Here is a 15126-nt window from a genome sequence, read left to right as displayed (position 1 = left end):
CTTGGCGGTTCATCTCTCGGTGGATGGCACTCCCGACGCGTCCGCGGCGCGCGACGACACGCCGGTGAGCCGGCGAGGTGCGCCATCGTGTGCGCCGCGCCGACGCGAGCGCCTGCGCCGCGACATGCGTCCCGGCGAGGTGGCTCGGCGAGGTGATCTGCCGCGGTGAGCCGGCGCGCACGCCGCGCGGCGTCGAGCGAAGTGACAGTGGACGGACGGCGCGCGCCGCTGGCACGCTGTGCAATAGCGGCAGAGCGCCCGCGAGGAGCGCGTCAGCTCGATGCAGGCAGGAGAGGTCGTCGACGACCGGTTCGAGATCGAGGAGCACGCCGCCTCGGGCGCGACGGCGCGCGTGTACCGCGCGCGCGACCTCCGGTCCGGCGAGCTCGTCGCCCTCAAGCTCCTCCAGACAGCCGCGACCGCGTCGCTGAGCGCCCTCGCGCGCGAGCACCTCGCCCTCGCGACGCTCGCGATCCCCGGCGTCGCCCGTTACGTCGCGCACGGAGCGACGGGCGGGGGCCGGCTCTACCTCGCGATGGAGTGGCTCGATGGCGAGACCCTCTCGGAGCGGCTCGATCGCGGCCCGCTCACGCTCGCCGAGGGCCTCACGCTCGCCGCGCGCATCGCCGAGACGCTCGCCGCCGTCCACCAGCTGGGGTTCGTGCACTGCGACGTGAAGCCGGGCAACCTCATCCTCGAGGGCGGCGACCTCCAGCGCGTCCGGCTCATCGACTTCGGCGTCGCGCGCTTCTCCGGGGATGATGAGGAGGAGGAGTTCCCGACGCTCGGCGACATCCGCGGCACGCCCCAGTACATGGCCCCGGAGCAGGCCCGCGGCGAGCCGCAGATCGACGCGCGCGCCGACGTGTTCGCGCTCGGCAGCGTGCTCTTCGAGTGCCTCACCGGGCGCGCCGCGTTCGGCGGCAGCGACCCGCTCTCGATCCTCATGAAGGTCCTCCTCGAGGAGCCGCCGCGGCTCAGGGAGCTCCGCGACGACGTCCCGGCCTGGCTCGATCGGCTCGTCGCGCGGATGCTGTCGAAGGCGCGGGAGTCCCGGCCGCGCGACGCGGGCGTCGTCGCGGCGGCGCTCGCCTCGGAGGCGCTGGATCCACGCCTCGACGCGGGCCCGCCGTCGCTGCAGCCCCCGTCGTCCCACCCGCCGGCGCAGCGCGGCCGCGAGATCACGACCAGCGAGCGGAAGGTCATGTGCCTCCTGCTCGCCCGGGAGGGCCAGGCCGACGCGGAGGCGACGCTCTCCGACGTCGAGGACGAGGCGCGGGCGCGGGCGATCCGCGAGATCGTCGAGCGCCACCGCGGCCGGATCGAGCTCCTGGAGGCGCGGTGGCTGCTCGTGACGCTCTCCGGATCGGCCGCGCCCACCGACCTCGCGGCGCAGGCGGCCCGCTGCGCCCTCTCGCTCAGGGAGCTGCTCGGCGGCGCCCGCCTCTCGCTCGTCATCGGCCGGGCCGAGGTCGCCGCGCGGCTGCCGGTCGGCGCGGTGATCGATCGCCTCGTGCAGCTCGTCCAGGGCAGCCGAGAGCCCCTCCATCCGGCGGCGATCCGCATCGACGACACGACCGCGGGCCTGCTCGGCGCGCGGTTCGACGCCACCCGGGACGCGTCGGGGTGCTGGCTCCACGGCGCGCGCGAGGAGCCCCAGACGCAGCCCTCGCTCCTCGGCCGGCCGGCGCCCTACGTCGGGCGCGAGCGCGAGCTCGGGCTGATCGAGGCCGAGATCGACGCCTGCGTCCGCGGGGCGGCGCCGGGCGCGGTGCTGGTGACGGGCGCGGTGGGGTCGGGCAAATCGCGCCTCTGCTACGAGCTCGTCCGCGCGCTCGGGGCGCGCGGCGAGCCCCTCGCGGTGTGGCTCGGCCAGGCGGACCCGATGAGCGCCGGCTCCGCCTTCGGCCTGCTCCAGCGCGCGCTCCGCCGCGGGCTCGGCCTGCGCGACGGCGAGCCGATCGAGTCGAAGCGGCGCAAGATCCGCGCGCGCGTCGAGCGCCGCTGCGGCGCCGCGGCGGCCGCGCGCGTCGCGCCGTTCCTCGGCGAGCTCGCGGGCGCGCCGTTCCCGGACGACGACGACGTGCAGCTCAGGGCGGCGCGGCGGCACCCGCTCCTGATGAGCGACCAGCTGCGCCTCGCGTGGGAGGATTTCCTCGACGCCGAGTGCGCCGCGCAGCCGGTGCTCCTCGTCCTCGACGACCTGCACTGGGGCGATCTGCCGACCGTGACGCTGGTCGAGGCCGCGCTGCGCAACCTGAAGGGCAGGCGGTTCGCGGTGCTCGCGCTGGCGCGTCCCTCCGTGCACGAGCTCTTCCCGGGGCTGTGGGGGCCTCACCTCGTCCGGGAGGTCCGCCTCGCTCCGCTCGCGCCGTCGGGCGGCGAGCAGCTCGTGCGGGAGGCGCTCGGCGCCCGGGCGAGCCCGGAGCTCGTGAGGACGCTCGTCGAGCGCGCCGACGGCAACGTGTTCTATCTGGAAGAGCAGATCCGCGCCGCCGCCCGCGGCCGGACCGCGGCGCCGCCGGAGACGGTGCTCGCGATGGTGCAGGCCGGGCTCGACGCGCTCGACCCGGAGGCGCGCCGCGTGCTGCGCGCCGCGAGCGTCTTCGGCGAGGCGTTCACCGAGGCGGGGGTCGCCGCGCTCGTGGGCCGGTCGGAGGTCGCGCGCGAGGTCGACGAGCTCGTGCGGCACGAGGCGATCGTGCGGATCGGGCCGCGGAGCACCGCCGGCGACGCCGCGCTCCGGTTCCGCCACGCGCTCATCCGCGAGGCCGCCTACGGCATGCTGACCGAGGGCGACCGGCGGCTCGGCCACGCGCTCGCCGGCGGCTTCCTCGCGCAGCGCGGCGAGGCCGATCCCATGGCGCTCGCCGAGCACTTCGAGCGCGGCGGCGAGCCCGCGCGCGCGGCCACGGCGTACCTCGCGGCGGCGCGGCAGGCGCTGCGGGGCAACGACCTCGGCGCGGTGCTGGCGCGCGCGGCGCGCGGCGTCGCGTGTGATCCGGCGCCCGCCACCGTGGGCGAGCTCCGCCTGCTCGAGAGCCAGGCGCACTTCTGGCGCGGCGATCTCGCGCTCGCCGAGGAGCGCGCCGTGGCCGCCGCGGAGCACCTCGCGGAGGGATCCGCCGCCTGGTTCGCCGCGCTGACCCGGATCATCATCGTCGCGGGCGCCACGGGCGGCCTCGAGCGCGTCGAGCGCTGGGCCGCCGTCGCGCGCGACACGCCTGCGCCCCTCGAGGACGGGAGCTCCGCCAAGAGCGCCTGCCTGAGCTCCGCCGCGCTCATGCTGATCTTCGGCGGCCGCTACGCGCTGGCCGACGCGCTGCTCGAGGGCGCGGAGCGCGCGATCGAGGGCGCCCCGGCGCCGGATCTCGAGGCCGTGGCGAACCTCCACGAGGCGCGCGCGATCCGCGCGCACGCGGGCGGGGACCCGGGCGCGAGCCTCGCGGGCATCGCGGCGGCGCTCGCGGCGTTCGAGCAGGCCGGCGACGTGCGGCGGGCGTGCATGGCGCGCATGAACCTCGGCTACTCGTACGGCCAGGTGGGTCAGCTCGAGGAGGCCGAGGCGGCGCTGCGCCAGGCGCTCGCCGAGTCGGAGCGCATGGAGCTGCGCGGCACCACGGCGTACGTCCTCCAGAACCTCGGCCTGGTGCTCTCCTACCGCGGCCGGCTCGACGAGGCGAGGTCGGTCGAGGAGACCGCGTGCGCGATGCTGGAGCGCCACGGCGACGTGCGGATGGAGGGCTGCGCGCGCGTCTACCTCGCGAGCATCCTGCTCCTCGCGGGCGATCCCGAGGCCGCCGCGCGCGAGGCGCGGGCCGCGGACGCGATCCTCGAGCGGGCCCCGCCGATGCGCGCCTACGCCGTCGCGGTGCTCGGGCGCGCGCTGCTCCACCTCGGCAGCCCTGGCGACGCGCTCGCCGCCGCCGAGCGCGCGCGCGCGCTGCTCGACGAGGTGGGCGTGGAGGAGGGCGAGTCGGTGGTGCGCCTGGTCTACGCCGAGGCGCTGTCGGTCTGCGGGCGCGGCGCCGAGGCCGCGCGGGCGATCGCCGAGGCGCGCGATCGCCTGCTCGCGCGCGCCGAGAAGATCAGCGACGGCGCGTTCCGGGCGCACTTCCTGGAGCGGGCCGTGGACAACGCGCGCACGCTCGAGCTCGCGCGGGCGTGGCTGGGCGAGGCGGCGGAGTAGCCGAGTTCGCCATGACGATGCTCGTCCAGACGCCGCGGGACGAGGCGTACACGGAAGCGGAGCTCGGCGCGATGTTCGGCCGCGCGGGCTTCTCGCGGACGGAGTTTCATCCGCTGCCGCCCTCGACGCAGCACCTGGCCATCTCCTACCGCGAGCGAGCGGGCGGCGCGACCTCCTGACCGCGAGCGAGCGGGCGGTGCCACGCCGCATCGGAGGGCGGTCGGCCGGGTCGTTTACACTGGGAGGCGGCGATGAGGAGCCGCCCTTTCATCACGCTGCGCCTCCCCAGGGTCGTTCATCCGGGCGAGGCGTTCGACGTCGGGCTCTCGCTCGAGAGCGCCGCGAAGACGCCCATCAACTTCGTGCGCGTGGCCCTGCGGCACACGCACGAGCGGCTGGTTCCGGGCGAGGGGACCCTCGAGGTTCGCGATCTGCTCCTCCTCAGCGAGGAGGTGGCCGGGGAGGGGCGGCTCGGCGAGGGGATTCACCGCTACCGGGTCTCGTTCGCGCTGCCTGGTGATCTCCCGCCGACGTTCGCCGGCGCCTTCCAGGCGTGCCGGTGCGAGGTCCGCGCGCACGTCTCCATTCCGTGGTGGCTCGACGCGCGGGAGAGCCAGGAGGTCCTCGTCCGGCCCAGGTCCGCGCAGCGGCCGGAGGACGGGCCGTTCATCGACGCGAGCCGCCGGGGGCGCGGCGCCTTCGTCGAGGTGTCGCTGCCGGGCCGGACCCTCACCCCGGGCGCGATCGTGACCGGGGCCGTCGCCTTCGGGGGTCTCCCGGGGCGCTATCCCTTCGGGCTCCGCGTCGCGCTGGTCGGCAACGGGGTGGAGCAGGTGAACGCGCGCGGCGGTTCGTACGAGAGCTGCCCGAACGTGTTCTTCCAGGATGTCACAGGGATCGCCGAGGGAACGGAGGTGCCTTTCCGCATCTCTCTGCCGGGCGATCTCGCGCCGTCCTTCCGCCTCCGCGAGGTTGCCCTGGAGTACGCGCTGGAGGTGACGATCGAGCACCTGGCGGGCGGGGAGCTGGTGCGGCATCGCGTGCCGTTGATCGTCGGCCTGTTCGAGCCGCGGACCGGGCGCGATGGAAAGCGGCCCCGGATCGGCGCGGATCGCTGGCGCGCGGTCTGGGCGCGCGCGGGGCGGCGGGTGGGGCTCTCGCTGGAACGGGGGCTGCGGCTCCGCGGCGTGCGCGCGGGGTGCGCCGTCGAGGTGGCCTCTGCCGTGAAGGGGTTGAGGGCCGGCCTGGGCGCGACGGTGCGGTTCGCGGAGCCCTGGGGGTTGCGCCTCGACGTGCAGTGGCGGCGCGTGCTGGAGCTCGATGGGCTGGAGACGGGGGACGAGGGATCCGATCGGCGCTTCCGGGCGGCGGGACGGGAGGAGGCGCAGGTGCTGGCCGTGCTCGGGCCTGCGCTCCGGCGTGCGCTGCGTGCTTTCCATCGGGCCGACGTGGACGACAGGGAGGCGTGGGTGTGGAGCGCCGCGGAGGCGTCGGACGAGCAGGCGCTCGACGCGTTCCTGGCGCAGGTCAACGCGCTCGCGCAGGCGCTCGCGGAGGCTGGCGCGGCGCTGCCGCCGCCGGCGGCGATGGCGGCGTGGCTGCCCGCGTGGCGCCGCTTCGCGGAGGAGAGCGACGGTGCGCTCCGGGCCGGTTCGATGCGGCTCTCGGGGACGCTCGAAGGGGCGCGGTTCGAGCTGGAGACGCTGTTCAAGGGCGCCGTTCCCGCGAGGACGCGGGTCTCGTTGCGGCTGGATCCGCCGATCGAGGGCGCGGCCAGGCCGAGGAACGCGGCGGAGCAGGGGATCGCAGCGGCGATCCTGGAGCAGGCGGCGCGCCTCGGTGGGGTTGCGGATGCGGAGGAGGGGGTCGCGGTGGCGCCGGGCGCGATCGCGGTGGTGATCGGGGCGCCGCTCGCGGATCCGGCGGCGGCGCGGGAGGTGCTGCGGCCCATGCTGGCGCTCGCGCGGCAGATGCGGGGGGAGGGGCGGGGCGGGCCGTACCGGTGAGGGGGAGCGAGGGCGGGGGCGAGACATGGCCGGGGGCTGGTCGGCAGGGCAGGTCGGCATGTCGGACATGGCCCGGGGCCTGGTCGGCAGGGCAGGTCGGCATGTCGGACATGGCCCGGGGCCTGGTCGGCAGGGTAGGTCGGCATGTCGGACATGGCCCGGGGCCTGGTCGGCGGGGCAGGTCGGCATGTCGGACATGGCCCGGGGCCTGGTCGGCAGGGCAGGTCGGCATGTCGGACATGGCCCGGGGCCTGGTCGGCAGGACAGGCCTGTATGTCGGAGTTGGCCCGGAGGCAGGTCGGCGGGGCAGGCGGGCCCATCGCGAGTTGGCCGGGAGGCTGATCGGCAGGGCGGGCGGGTAGGTCGCGCGTTGGCCAGCTATCCACCCGAGGTGCGGATACTGCGGGCGCGAGGCGCAGAGCGCGTGCACGTGCGGCGGCAGCGCATACGGCAGACAGCCCGGCAGCGGGTTCTCTACATCGAGCCACCGCGAGAGGAGCGCGCTCTTGCCCATGCCGGGCCCGCCGGTGACGAGCACCCAGCGGCCCGACGCGCCCGCGCCGTCGAGGTGGCGATCGATGGCGGCGAGCACGTCCTCTCGACCGAAGAAGTGCTCGTGGCGGCTGCGCTCGATGCCGAAGTCGATGAGGTCTCTCGCCACGGCGGCAGTCTAACAGCGCGCATGCCCCGCCCGGCGTGTCTGCGCTCCCGGCACCCGTCCGCCGATGGCGCAGCACCCGCAGGGCCCGCTTCTCAGTCCCAGCGGTCGAGCTTGTAGGTGACCCGCCCGTTTTTCGTGGTGACGCGGAAGAGGTAATCCCACGTGCCGGCGCTCTTCCGGAGCTTGATGCCGCAGGCTGACGCCTCCTTGGCTCCCGCGATGGTCGCGTTCTTCGCGTACGCCTCCATGGTGGCGCGGATGCCGTGGTACTCGCTTCGCAGGTCTTCCGGAAAGAAGCCGCCGCTGCGCTCGTGGTTCACGTCTCGCGCGCCGTCGAGGAGGAAGAAGACCGACTGGCCCTGGTGCGGGTACTTGTCCGGGCCGTCCCACATCGTCGGCTGCAGCGCGATCGCCGTGACCTGATGGAACTGCCCCGCCTTCAGGTTCCACGCGCTCGCCGGCGAGCCCTTGACGTACATGTACCAGCTCACCTGGTTCCGCTTCTCTTCGCGATCCCACTGGAGGATGGGCGGCGAGTCGGGGTTCGCGGCCGTCACCAGGGCCGCGTACGGCGCGTTCTGCTCGGGCACGAAGAACTCGATGCGCTCCGCGTCCGCGAGCACGGTCCGCTGGAACTTCTCCCAGGTCATGACGACCGGCGGCTGCTCCACGGACACCGCGGCCGTCGAGATCTTGGCCTTGAGGTGGGCGAAGACGCCGCCGCCCTGCTCCCGGGGCGCGCCCGCCTTCGGCTTCCACAGCGCCTGGATGTCTTCGAGCTTGGCGAACCGGCGTTCCAGCGCGCCCGCCGAGCCGAGTTTCTGCACGATGGCCTCGGCCTGCGCGATGTTGCCGGCGCTCGGCGCCGCCTGGGGGCGCTGGTAGAGGAGCGGGTGCATCTTGGCGTCGAACTTCGCCTTGATGTCGGCGAAGCCGAGCCCAGCCTGGATGTCCTCCAGGAGAGTGCCGATCATGCCGCTGCGCACGTGGCAGAACCCGGCCGGCGCGGTCGCCGCGGCGAGCCATGTGAGGTTGTCGCGGGCGACGGGGTTCTTCGTCGCCGCGCGCGCCTCATGCAGATCGATCAGCCACTTCGCCACGCCGATGCACTTCTCCGATCGGTAGAGGTTCCCGGTGCTCAGGAGGGTGTGCGCCTGCCTCACGACCTCGAGCGGGAACTCGGCGAGCCCTCGGCAGAGGGTGCCGTAGTCCTGGAGCTTCTCGGCCACGACCTGCGAGGTGGTCTGCACGGCGGACGGCTTGAAGACGAGCTCCCGCCCGGGCGCGACGGCCATGTGATTCCAGGAGAAGGGCGGCTTCTGGCTCTTGTTCTTCGGCATCCCCCACGTGCGCTCTTCGGAGAGGAAGACGCCGGTCACCTTCGCGCGCGCGACGAGAAGCGCCATGGCCTCGACGGAGGTCCGGAAGAACGGCGGTGCTGCGTCGGGGGCCCACGCGATTGACGTTGCGGTCCCATCGGGCGCGACCTTCACCAGCCCGCCGAAGCGATCGACGAAACGGCGGCACGCGCTGCATGTGTAGTGCTGGCGCCGATCCGCGCGGAGCCCGTCGAGGAACGCGTCGAAGAGGCCGGCGGCGTCCGTTGTGAAGAGGTGCGCGCCGCCGGCGGTCACCTCGCCGAAGCGGGCTCGGATGGCTTCGAGGAAGGCCGGGTACTGTTCGTCGTCGATCGGCTCAGCCTGAGACGTCGTGATCGCGTCGGACATCGCGTGCTCCTTGAAGGGCGTCGAGGCGCCCATCGTATCCGGCATGCCCTCGGAGCGCCTCGACCGCGTGCCGGATGCCTTTCACCACGTCGGTCCAGGCCTCGTCGCGGTTCCGCCAGCTGGTGACCGGTCTCCCATCCCTGGGCAGCGCCTGGAGCCTGGCGAAAGGCGCGCCGCGCCAGTCGGTCTCCCGAAGGAGGACCGGGATGACGCGGGCCTGGCCGGCGTTGTGGTGCTCGAGGGCGCGCCGCATCTCGTTGTCGAAGCAGTAATCGGAGGCAAGGAAGTCGGCGCTGACGAGGAGGAGGATCACCTCGGCCTCGTCGAGGTGTTTGTCGATCTGGCCAGCCCGTTCATCGCCGGCGGCAATGCGGCGATCATGCCAGCTCTGGAGGATGCCCTCGCGCTTGAGAAGGGCGAGGTGGGTCTCCAGTTCGTCGCGGAGAGCCTCGTCCTTGTGGCAGTAGCTGAAGAAGAGGCGGATCGCCTTCATCGTCGGGAAAGCTTGTTCAAGAGGCGCCGGAGTCGTGAAATGGAGATGCCAGAGGTTGCCGTTTGCGTCGCCTGCACAGAGAATCTGTTGCGATACAGCCATGCTGATGAACAAGCTGGTTCCGTACACTGTATCCATGTGTTTCCCTGTCGACATCTCCCAGACCTTGAGCGTCTTGTCGCTGGAGGCTGACACGATGCGCTGGCCATCCGGACTGATCGTGCAGGCCTTGACCGAATCGGAGTGACCTTCGAGGGTGGAGAGGAACTGCCCGGTCGCCAGGTCCCAGACCTTGAGCGTTGTGTCCCAGGAGGCGGAGACGATGCGCTGGCCATCCGGGCTGATTGCGCAGGCATTGACCCAAGAGGAGTGACCTTCGAGGGTGGAGAGGAGCTGCCCGGTCGCCAGGTCCCACACCTTGAGCGTCTTGTCTTTGGAGGCGGAGACGATGCGCTGGCCATCCGGGCTGATTGCGCAGGCATCGACCCAAGAGGAGTGGCCTTCGAGGGTGGAGAGGAGCGTGCCGGTCGCCAGGTCCCAGACCTTGAGCGTCTTGTCGTAGGAGGCGGAGACGATGCGCTGGCCATCCGGGCTGATTGCGCAGGCATTGATCTGTTCGGGGTGGCCTTCGAGGGTGGAGAGGAGCTGCCCGGTTGCAAGGTCCCAGACCTTGAGCGTCTTGTCGCCGGAGGCGGAGACGACGCGCTGGCCATCCGGGCTGATTGCGCAGGCATTGACCCAATTGGAGTGGCCTTCGAGGGTGGAGAGGAGCGTGCCGGTCGCCAGGTCCCAGACCTTGAGCGTCTTGTCGCCGGAGGCGGAGACGACGCGCTGGCCATCCGGGCTGATTGCGCAGGCATTGATCTGTTCGGGGTGGCCTTCGAGGGTGGAGAGGAGCTGCCCGGTTGCAAGGTCCCAGACCTTGAGCGTCTTGTCGCCGGAGGCGGAGACGACGCGCTGGCCATCCGGGCTGATCGTGCAGGCATAGACCCAATTGGAGTGTCCGGACAGCGTGCGCTCCTCCGCAGTCCAGATCCGTACCGGATGCCGCAGCCGGATCTTCGGCAAGCCGCGCGGGAACCGCAGCGTGTGCGCGATTCGCTCCGCGTCCCATCCGGCCGAGCGCAGTCGGTTGTAGACCAGCTCCGGCAGCGCCTTCGGAGCTCCGCGGAGCCAGTGCGACTCGGCCCTCACCGCTCGGTGGAGCAGGTCGATCTCGCCATCCCCGAGCTCCTTCGCGCCGAGCCGTAGCGCATCCTCGAGCGCCGCCGGCCCCTCATCGCGGCAGAGCGCCTCCAGCAGCCCCAGATCCCTGCACAGCCCCCGTGCCTTCTCGCGCGCGCCTGCCGCGAGTGCATGCGCGATCGCGTGGCGCGCAGCGTACAGCCTCCGGAAGTCGCTCTGCCCCTCCGGCACCGGCCACCGCGACGTCGTCTCCAGGAGCCGCCGGTGCAGCTCGGCCATGCGCTTCGGCCCGAGCTTCTCCGCGACGAACTCGCGAAACGCCTCGTGGTACGGCCGGTACGCCCGGGCGCCCCGCCACGACGCCGGCTCCTCCAGGAGCAGTGGCCGTGCATCGCGGAGGAAGGCTTCCCCGTCCTCCCCGTCCTCCACGTCGCTCCGCCCCCACGCCGCCTCGATCTCCTCGAGCGGCAGCGCCTCGCGTGCCGCGCAGACCAGCCCCAGCCCGCTCGCGACCAGCCCGAACTGCTCACGCGGCAGGCTCCGCAGGTGCTGCCAGATCTGCTCCAGAAACCCGCTCAGCCCGCGGGGCAGGCGCTCCACGCGCCGCTGCTCGACCGGCTGCTCTTCGAGCCATTCCCTGAGCTTCACCGCATAGAGCAGGTTCCCCTCGGCCCGCGCGACCGCCTCCTCGACGAGCCTCGGGTCGAGCCGCGGCGTGAACCGTGGCGCCTGGTCGGCCCAGAACGCGCGGCAGGCCCGCTCGTTCGAGCCCGCCCACTCGGGCGCGTCGAGATCGATGCGCCGCACGTTCCCGCGGCTCTCCAGCCAGCCGAGGTGCGGGTACTGCGGGCGGGAGGCGCAGAGCGCGTGCACGCGCGGCGGCAGCGCGTAGGGTAGGAAGCCCGGCAGCGGGTTCTGCCCGGCGCCGTCGCTCCGCGCCTCGTCGAGGCCGTCGACGACGAGCACCAGGCGCTCGCCTCGGGGGACGAGCTCGTGCCTGGAGACCTTCGCCAGTAGCTCGATGAGCCGGCTCTCCGGCCGCGACTCGGGGTCCTTCTGCGCCGGGAAGAGCGCCTCGATCTGCGCCGAGAGGGAGCGCGCGACCGCCTCGGGGCGATCCCAGTCCATGACGTCGCGCCGGAGGAAGTGGTGCGGCGCCCTGTGGCCGCGCTGCTCTTCTACGTCGAGCCATCGCGAGAGGGTCGCGCTCTTGCCCATGCCGGGCCCGCCCGTGACGAGCACCCAGCGGCCCGACGCGCCCGCGCCGTCGAGGTGGCGATCGATGGCGGCGAGCACGTCCTCTCGACCGAAGAAGTGCTCGTGGCGGCTGCGCTCGATGCCGAAGTCGATGAGGTCTCTCGCCACGGCGCCAGTCTAACAGACGACCTCCTCGCCGCCGCCAGTCCGCAGAGCGCCGCCGCGTCCCCCTCAATGCGGGGCCGCGCCGGCTCCAGCGCAGCAGATCGTTCCGCCCCAACGCAGGCCCGCTGCGGGGTTGCTCCGGAGCCGGTTCCGCCTCGATCGACGCCGCGTCGCGCCGATCCGTTCCGCCGCCGAGCGCGTCCGGACAGACGAACCGGCCCAAACCGCTTCGAACGTCAACCCAGCGCGCGGAGAAGCGACGGTAGCCGCCGTGCTGAGCCCGCTGCGTCATCGGCGGGTCGACGTGCTAGAAAGATCGCCCTATCCGCTCGTTCCGGAGGAGCACCCTGGATGAACACCGTTCGCAAGCTGTACGAGAGCGACGAGCGAGGCACAGTGCACGTTGATCTGGCGATCGGCGCTCCTCACCGCCGAGTCGAGGTCGTGCTCGTCTGGCAGGAGATCGATGGCCCCCAAATCCCGCCAGAGGCGCTGGAGAAGAAGCGGGCCGAGCTCGAAGCGCTGGCCGGCGCCTTGTCAGATGATCCCATCGCGCGTCCCGTACAGCCGCTCCTCGAGACCTGGCTGTCCATCGAATGAAGTAGCTCCTCAGCAGCAACACCTGCATTCGATTCCTCAACCAACGGTCGCAAGCGCTCATCGATCGCCTGACCGAGACACCCGATGAAGACATCTGCGTGTGCAGCATCGTCAAGGCGGAGATGTTCTACGGGTCGGAGCGAAGCGCGCGGCGCGAACGGAATCTCGCCGTTCAGCGAACCTTCTTCGCTCGCTACAAATCGCTCTCGTTCGACGACGTAGCCGCAGAGAGGTACGCCGTGATTCGAGCTGATCTCGAGGGACGCGGACAGGCCATCGGAGCCAACGACCTGCTCATCGCGGCGATCGCATTCGCACACGATCTCAGGTTGGTCACCCACAACATCTCCGAGTTCTCCCGCGTCACGAAGCTCCGTCTGGAGGACTGGGAGACGACCTGAGCTAACCTAGTGCCCTGCCGGCTCGGTCGCCTCAATCGGCAGCGCCTGGCGCGCCGCGCAGCGCACCCCGAGCTCGTTCACGCTTCGTCCGCTCCCCGCCACGAGCGCCGAGCGCCACGGCGACCGTCGCGGCGACGAACGCGATCTGCATCAGCGTGCGCGGCACGAGCGGCGTCACCGGGCTGCCGCCCAGCGTGAGCCCCGCGCGCGCCGCGTGCACGTTCGCAGGGAACATCGCCAGGAGCAGCACCGTCAACCCCCCGGCCGCCCACGGCGCGAGCCGCGGCACAAGGAGCGCCGCCGCGCCCGCGATCTCCAGGACCCCCGTCGCGGCCACGAGGAGCTCGGGGTAGGGCAGCGCCGGCGGCACCATCGCCACGAGCTCGGCGCGCCGGCTCCCGAAGTGGGCCGATCCGGTCAGCAGGAACATCGCCGCGAGGGCGTACCGCAAGCACGTGACCCAGCTCCCGAGGTGCCTGACGCCGAGGCGCCCGAGGACAACGAACAGCGCGAACGAGATCGAGAGGACGAGCAGAGGTGCCATGCCCTCAAGGTGGCGACCCGCTCGTCACCCGTCTTGAACGAGCTGGCTACGGCGTCTCAGATCGGAGGGGCTCACCCCGAACATCCGGCGGAAGGTCCGGGTCATGTGCGCCGCGTCCGCGAACCCGGCCGCGCTGGCGGCCTCCGAGAGCGCCGCGCCGCCGGCGATCGCCGCCCCGGCGCGCTCCAGCTTGAGCCACAGGAGGTACGGCCGCAGCGGCACGCCGACGCTCTCCGTGAAGGCGTGCATGAACCGCCCCGGCGAGAGCCGGGCGATGCGGGCCAGGGCCTCGAGCGACGTGTCCGCGTCTCCGGCGCCCGCCCGCAGGTGGCGCAGCACCCGCTGGACCCCCGGGTGCCTCGACCTCGGTGACGACGGCGGGACCGCGATCCCCAGCGCCTCGAACACGCCGGGCAGCGCCGCCGAGAGCCCGGCCTCTCCTCGCTCGGCGACGCGCGACCGCAGCCGGTCTGCCGTCTCGCTGCCCATGACCTCGATCGTCGATGCCCCGAGCGCCTGGGCGAGCCCATCTCCAACGTCGCTCTCCGGCTCGATGAACACGATGAGCACACGGACGCCCGACGCATCGATCGCGTGCGCGGTGTCCGGGGCCGTGAGGACGGCGCTTCCACGCTGGAGCGCGCCCCTGTCGGCCGTCTGGATCTGGAGCTCCCCATCGAGCGCCAGCACGAGGTGCCAGCAATGGTGGGCGTGCAGCGTGCTTCGCTCTCCAGGGCCCCACGTCGCCAGCACGGAGGGCCACGGGCGCAGGGCGCCCGCGGCGAGGCCCGTCGCTCTCGGCGGGAGGAGCATCGGTCCTGGAGTCTACCCGGACTCAGCGAATGCCTGGCGAGGGCTCGCCGCGCGAGAGCAGAGGCCCTTCCGTGTGCTCCTGCGCGCGCGGTCAGCCGAACTGCCGTCCCACCGCCCGATGCGCTCGCGGATGGCGGCGCGCGTCTCCTCCGAGAGCGTCTCGAGGTAGGAATCGGACAGGGCGCGGAGCACGTCGTCGGGCAAGGCGAGCAGCACCTGCTCGGGCGACAACCGGACTTCTACGGCGAGCTCCTCGGATCCAAGCTGCTGCGCGAGCCATCGTCGAGCCTGGACGGTCCCGGCCTCGTCGAACCCGAGCAAGCGTAGCAGATCGTCGTCCTCTGCCTCTGCGGCCCCGTCGATCTCGAACGCGCGCAGCGCGCAGGCGCCGCCCCTGAGCTGAAAGCAAGCGCGGCGAACCTCCTCCGCGCGCCGCTCGGGGGGGGGCGAGCCACCCGCGACCACAACCACCGCCCGCTGGACAAGTATCGCCGTTCAGGATTCTCTCACCCCCGATGACAGCTCGCCGGTTCAAGCGTGGCAGTCCCGAGCGCGCCGTCGCCTACGTCCGCGTCTCCACGGACGCCGCGTGCGCCTCGGCTCCAGAGCAGCGCCAGGCGATCCAGGCCTGGGCCAGCCGGGAGGGCGTCGAGATCGCGTCCTGGCACGAGGATCGCGGGGAGGACATCGGCGACCGGCCCGGCTTCGCGGCGGCGCTCGAAGCGCTCACCCTCGCCGGCGCCGGCCTGCTCGCGGTCGCGAGCGACGACCGCGCCAGCATCGCGGGGCTCAGCGGCCCGTACAGGTCCGCCGCGGGCGAGCGCGGCGCGCGCCTCGTGACCGCCGATGGGAGCGGGATGCCGGACGGGACGCACCGCTGCCCGATCTGCAGCGATCCCTTGGAGCTGTGGCCACGCCACCCGCGCGCGGTGTGCGGTCTCTGCAAGCACGAGGCCACAGACGAGGCCGGACGGCCTCTCCAGTTCTTCAACACGTCGTTCGGCGGCGGCTTCGGGGCGCGCTACGCGGATACCGGCGAGCCTCGGGATAGCCACGCATGCGTCGTCCGGGGCGTGAGGTGCCGCGCCGACGAGGGCCGATTCGGCGGGATCGTGATCGAGGTGATCGACAAGGTGCTGTAGTCG

At 72.7% G+C, this 15126-nt stretch carries 11 protein-coding genes; 6 read left to right on the top strand and 5 right to left on the bottom strand.

What is annotated here, in order from left to right; translation table 11 throughout:
• Positions 1 to 280: 280 nt before the first annotated feature.
• The 3 genes from WMF34_RS18805 (at position 281) to WMF34_RS18795 (ending at position 6195) form a co-directional block, all read left to right on the top strand.
• On the top strand, positions 281 to 4189 hold the full coding sequence (locus WMF34_RS18805) for a serine/threonine-protein kinase (protein WP_437994100.1): 3909 nt from the start codon (positions 281 to 283) through the stop codon (positions 4187 to 4189).
• Between the two features lie 11 nt (positions 4190 to 4200).
• Positions 4201 to 4368, top strand: a complete 168-nt coding sequence (locus WMF34_RS18800; RefSeq protein ID WP_437994099.1) for a hypothetical protein — start codon at positions 4201 to 4203, stop codon at positions 4366 to 4368.
• Positions 4369 to 4440: 72 nt separating this feature from the next.
• On the top strand, positions 4441 to 6195 hold the full coding sequence (locus tag WMF34_RS18795) for a hypothetical protein (protein WP_437994098.1): 1755 nt from the start codon (positions 4441 to 4443) through the stop codon (positions 6193 to 6195).
• A gap of 753 nt (positions 6196 to 6948) precedes the next feature.
• Here WMF34_RS18795 and WMF34_RS18790 read toward each other — a convergent pair.
• Together WMF34_RS18790 and WMF34_RS18785 are read right to left on the bottom strand one after the other, a co-directional pair.
• On the bottom strand, positions 6949 to 8583 hold the full coding sequence (locus tag WMF34_RS18790; RefSeq protein WP_437994097.1) for a hypothetical protein: 1635 nt from the start codon (positions 8581 to 8583) through the stop codon (positions 6949 to 6951).
• On the bottom strand, positions 8552 to 11626 hold the full coding sequence (locus WMF34_RS18785) for a TIR domain-containing protein (RefSeq protein ID WP_437994096.1): 3075 nt from the start codon (positions 11624 to 11626) through the stop codon (positions 8552 to 8554). The genes WMF34_RS18790 and WMF34_RS18785 overlap by 32 nt, the downstream gene beginning before the upstream one ends.
• Before the next feature lie 348 nt (positions 11627 to 11974).
• Here WMF34_RS18785 and WMF34_RS18780 point away from each other — a divergent pair, with 348 nt between their 5' ends.
• Both WMF34_RS18780 and WMF34_RS18775 read left to right on the top strand, forming a co-directional pair.
• A complete protein-coding gene (locus WMF34_RS18780; protein ID WP_437994095.1) occupies positions 11975 to 12223 on the top strand; it encodes a hypothetical protein in 249 nt (82 codons plus the stop codon).
• A 26-nt stretch (positions 12224 to 12249) separates the two neighbouring features.
• Complete coding sequence (locus WMF34_RS18775; RefSeq protein ID WP_437994650.1) at positions 12250 to 12624, top strand: type II toxin-antitoxin system VapC family toxin; 375 nt, start codon at positions 12250 to 12252, stop codon at positions 12622 to 12624.
• Positions 12625 to 12655: 31 nt separating this feature from the next.
• Here the strand turns inward: WMF34_RS18775 and WMF34_RS18770 are convergent, their stop codons facing one another.
• Genes WMF34_RS18770 through WMF34_RS18760 form a run of 3 tightly spaced genes read right to left on the bottom strand, consistent with a single transcriptional unit; the run spans position 12656 to position 14452 of the window.
• Positions 12656 to 13168: a DoxX family protein gene (locus WMF34_RS18770; RefSeq protein ID WP_437994094.1), complete on the bottom strand. Its 513-nt coding sequence runs from the start codon at positions 13166 to 13168 to the stop codon at positions 12656 to 12658.
• Between the two features lie 24 nt (positions 13169 to 13192).
• Positions 13193 to 13981 (bottom strand): helix-turn-helix domain-containing protein, encoded by a 789-nt coding sequence (locus tag WMF34_RS18765; RefSeq protein ID WP_012236257.1) that lies wholly within the window; start codon positions 13979 to 13981, stop codon positions 13193 to 13195.
• Positions 13982 to 13993: 12 nt separating this feature from the next.
• Entirely contained in the window at positions 13994 to 14452 is a 459-nt protein-coding gene (locus WMF34_RS18760) for a hypothetical protein (protein WP_012236256.1), read from the bottom strand.
• Positions 14453 to 14496: 44 nt separating this feature from the next.
• On the opposite strand from WMF34_RS18760, the gene WMF34_RS18755 reads away from it, so the two are divergent.
• Entirely contained in the window at positions 14497 to 15123 is a 627-nt protein-coding gene (locus WMF34_RS18755; protein WP_437994093.1) for a recombinase family protein, read from the top strand.
• Positions 15124 to 15126 lie beyond the last annotated feature (3 nt).

Origin of the sequence: Sorangium sp. So ce145, assembly GCF_051525985.1 — a bacterium.
Classification (GTDB): domain Bacteria; phylum Myxococcota_A; class Polyangia; order Polyangiales; family Polyangiaceae; genus Sorangium; species Sorangium cellulosum_B.
Note: the sequence above shows the minus strand (reverse complement) of the source record. Positions and strands in the feature narration are given on the sequence as shown.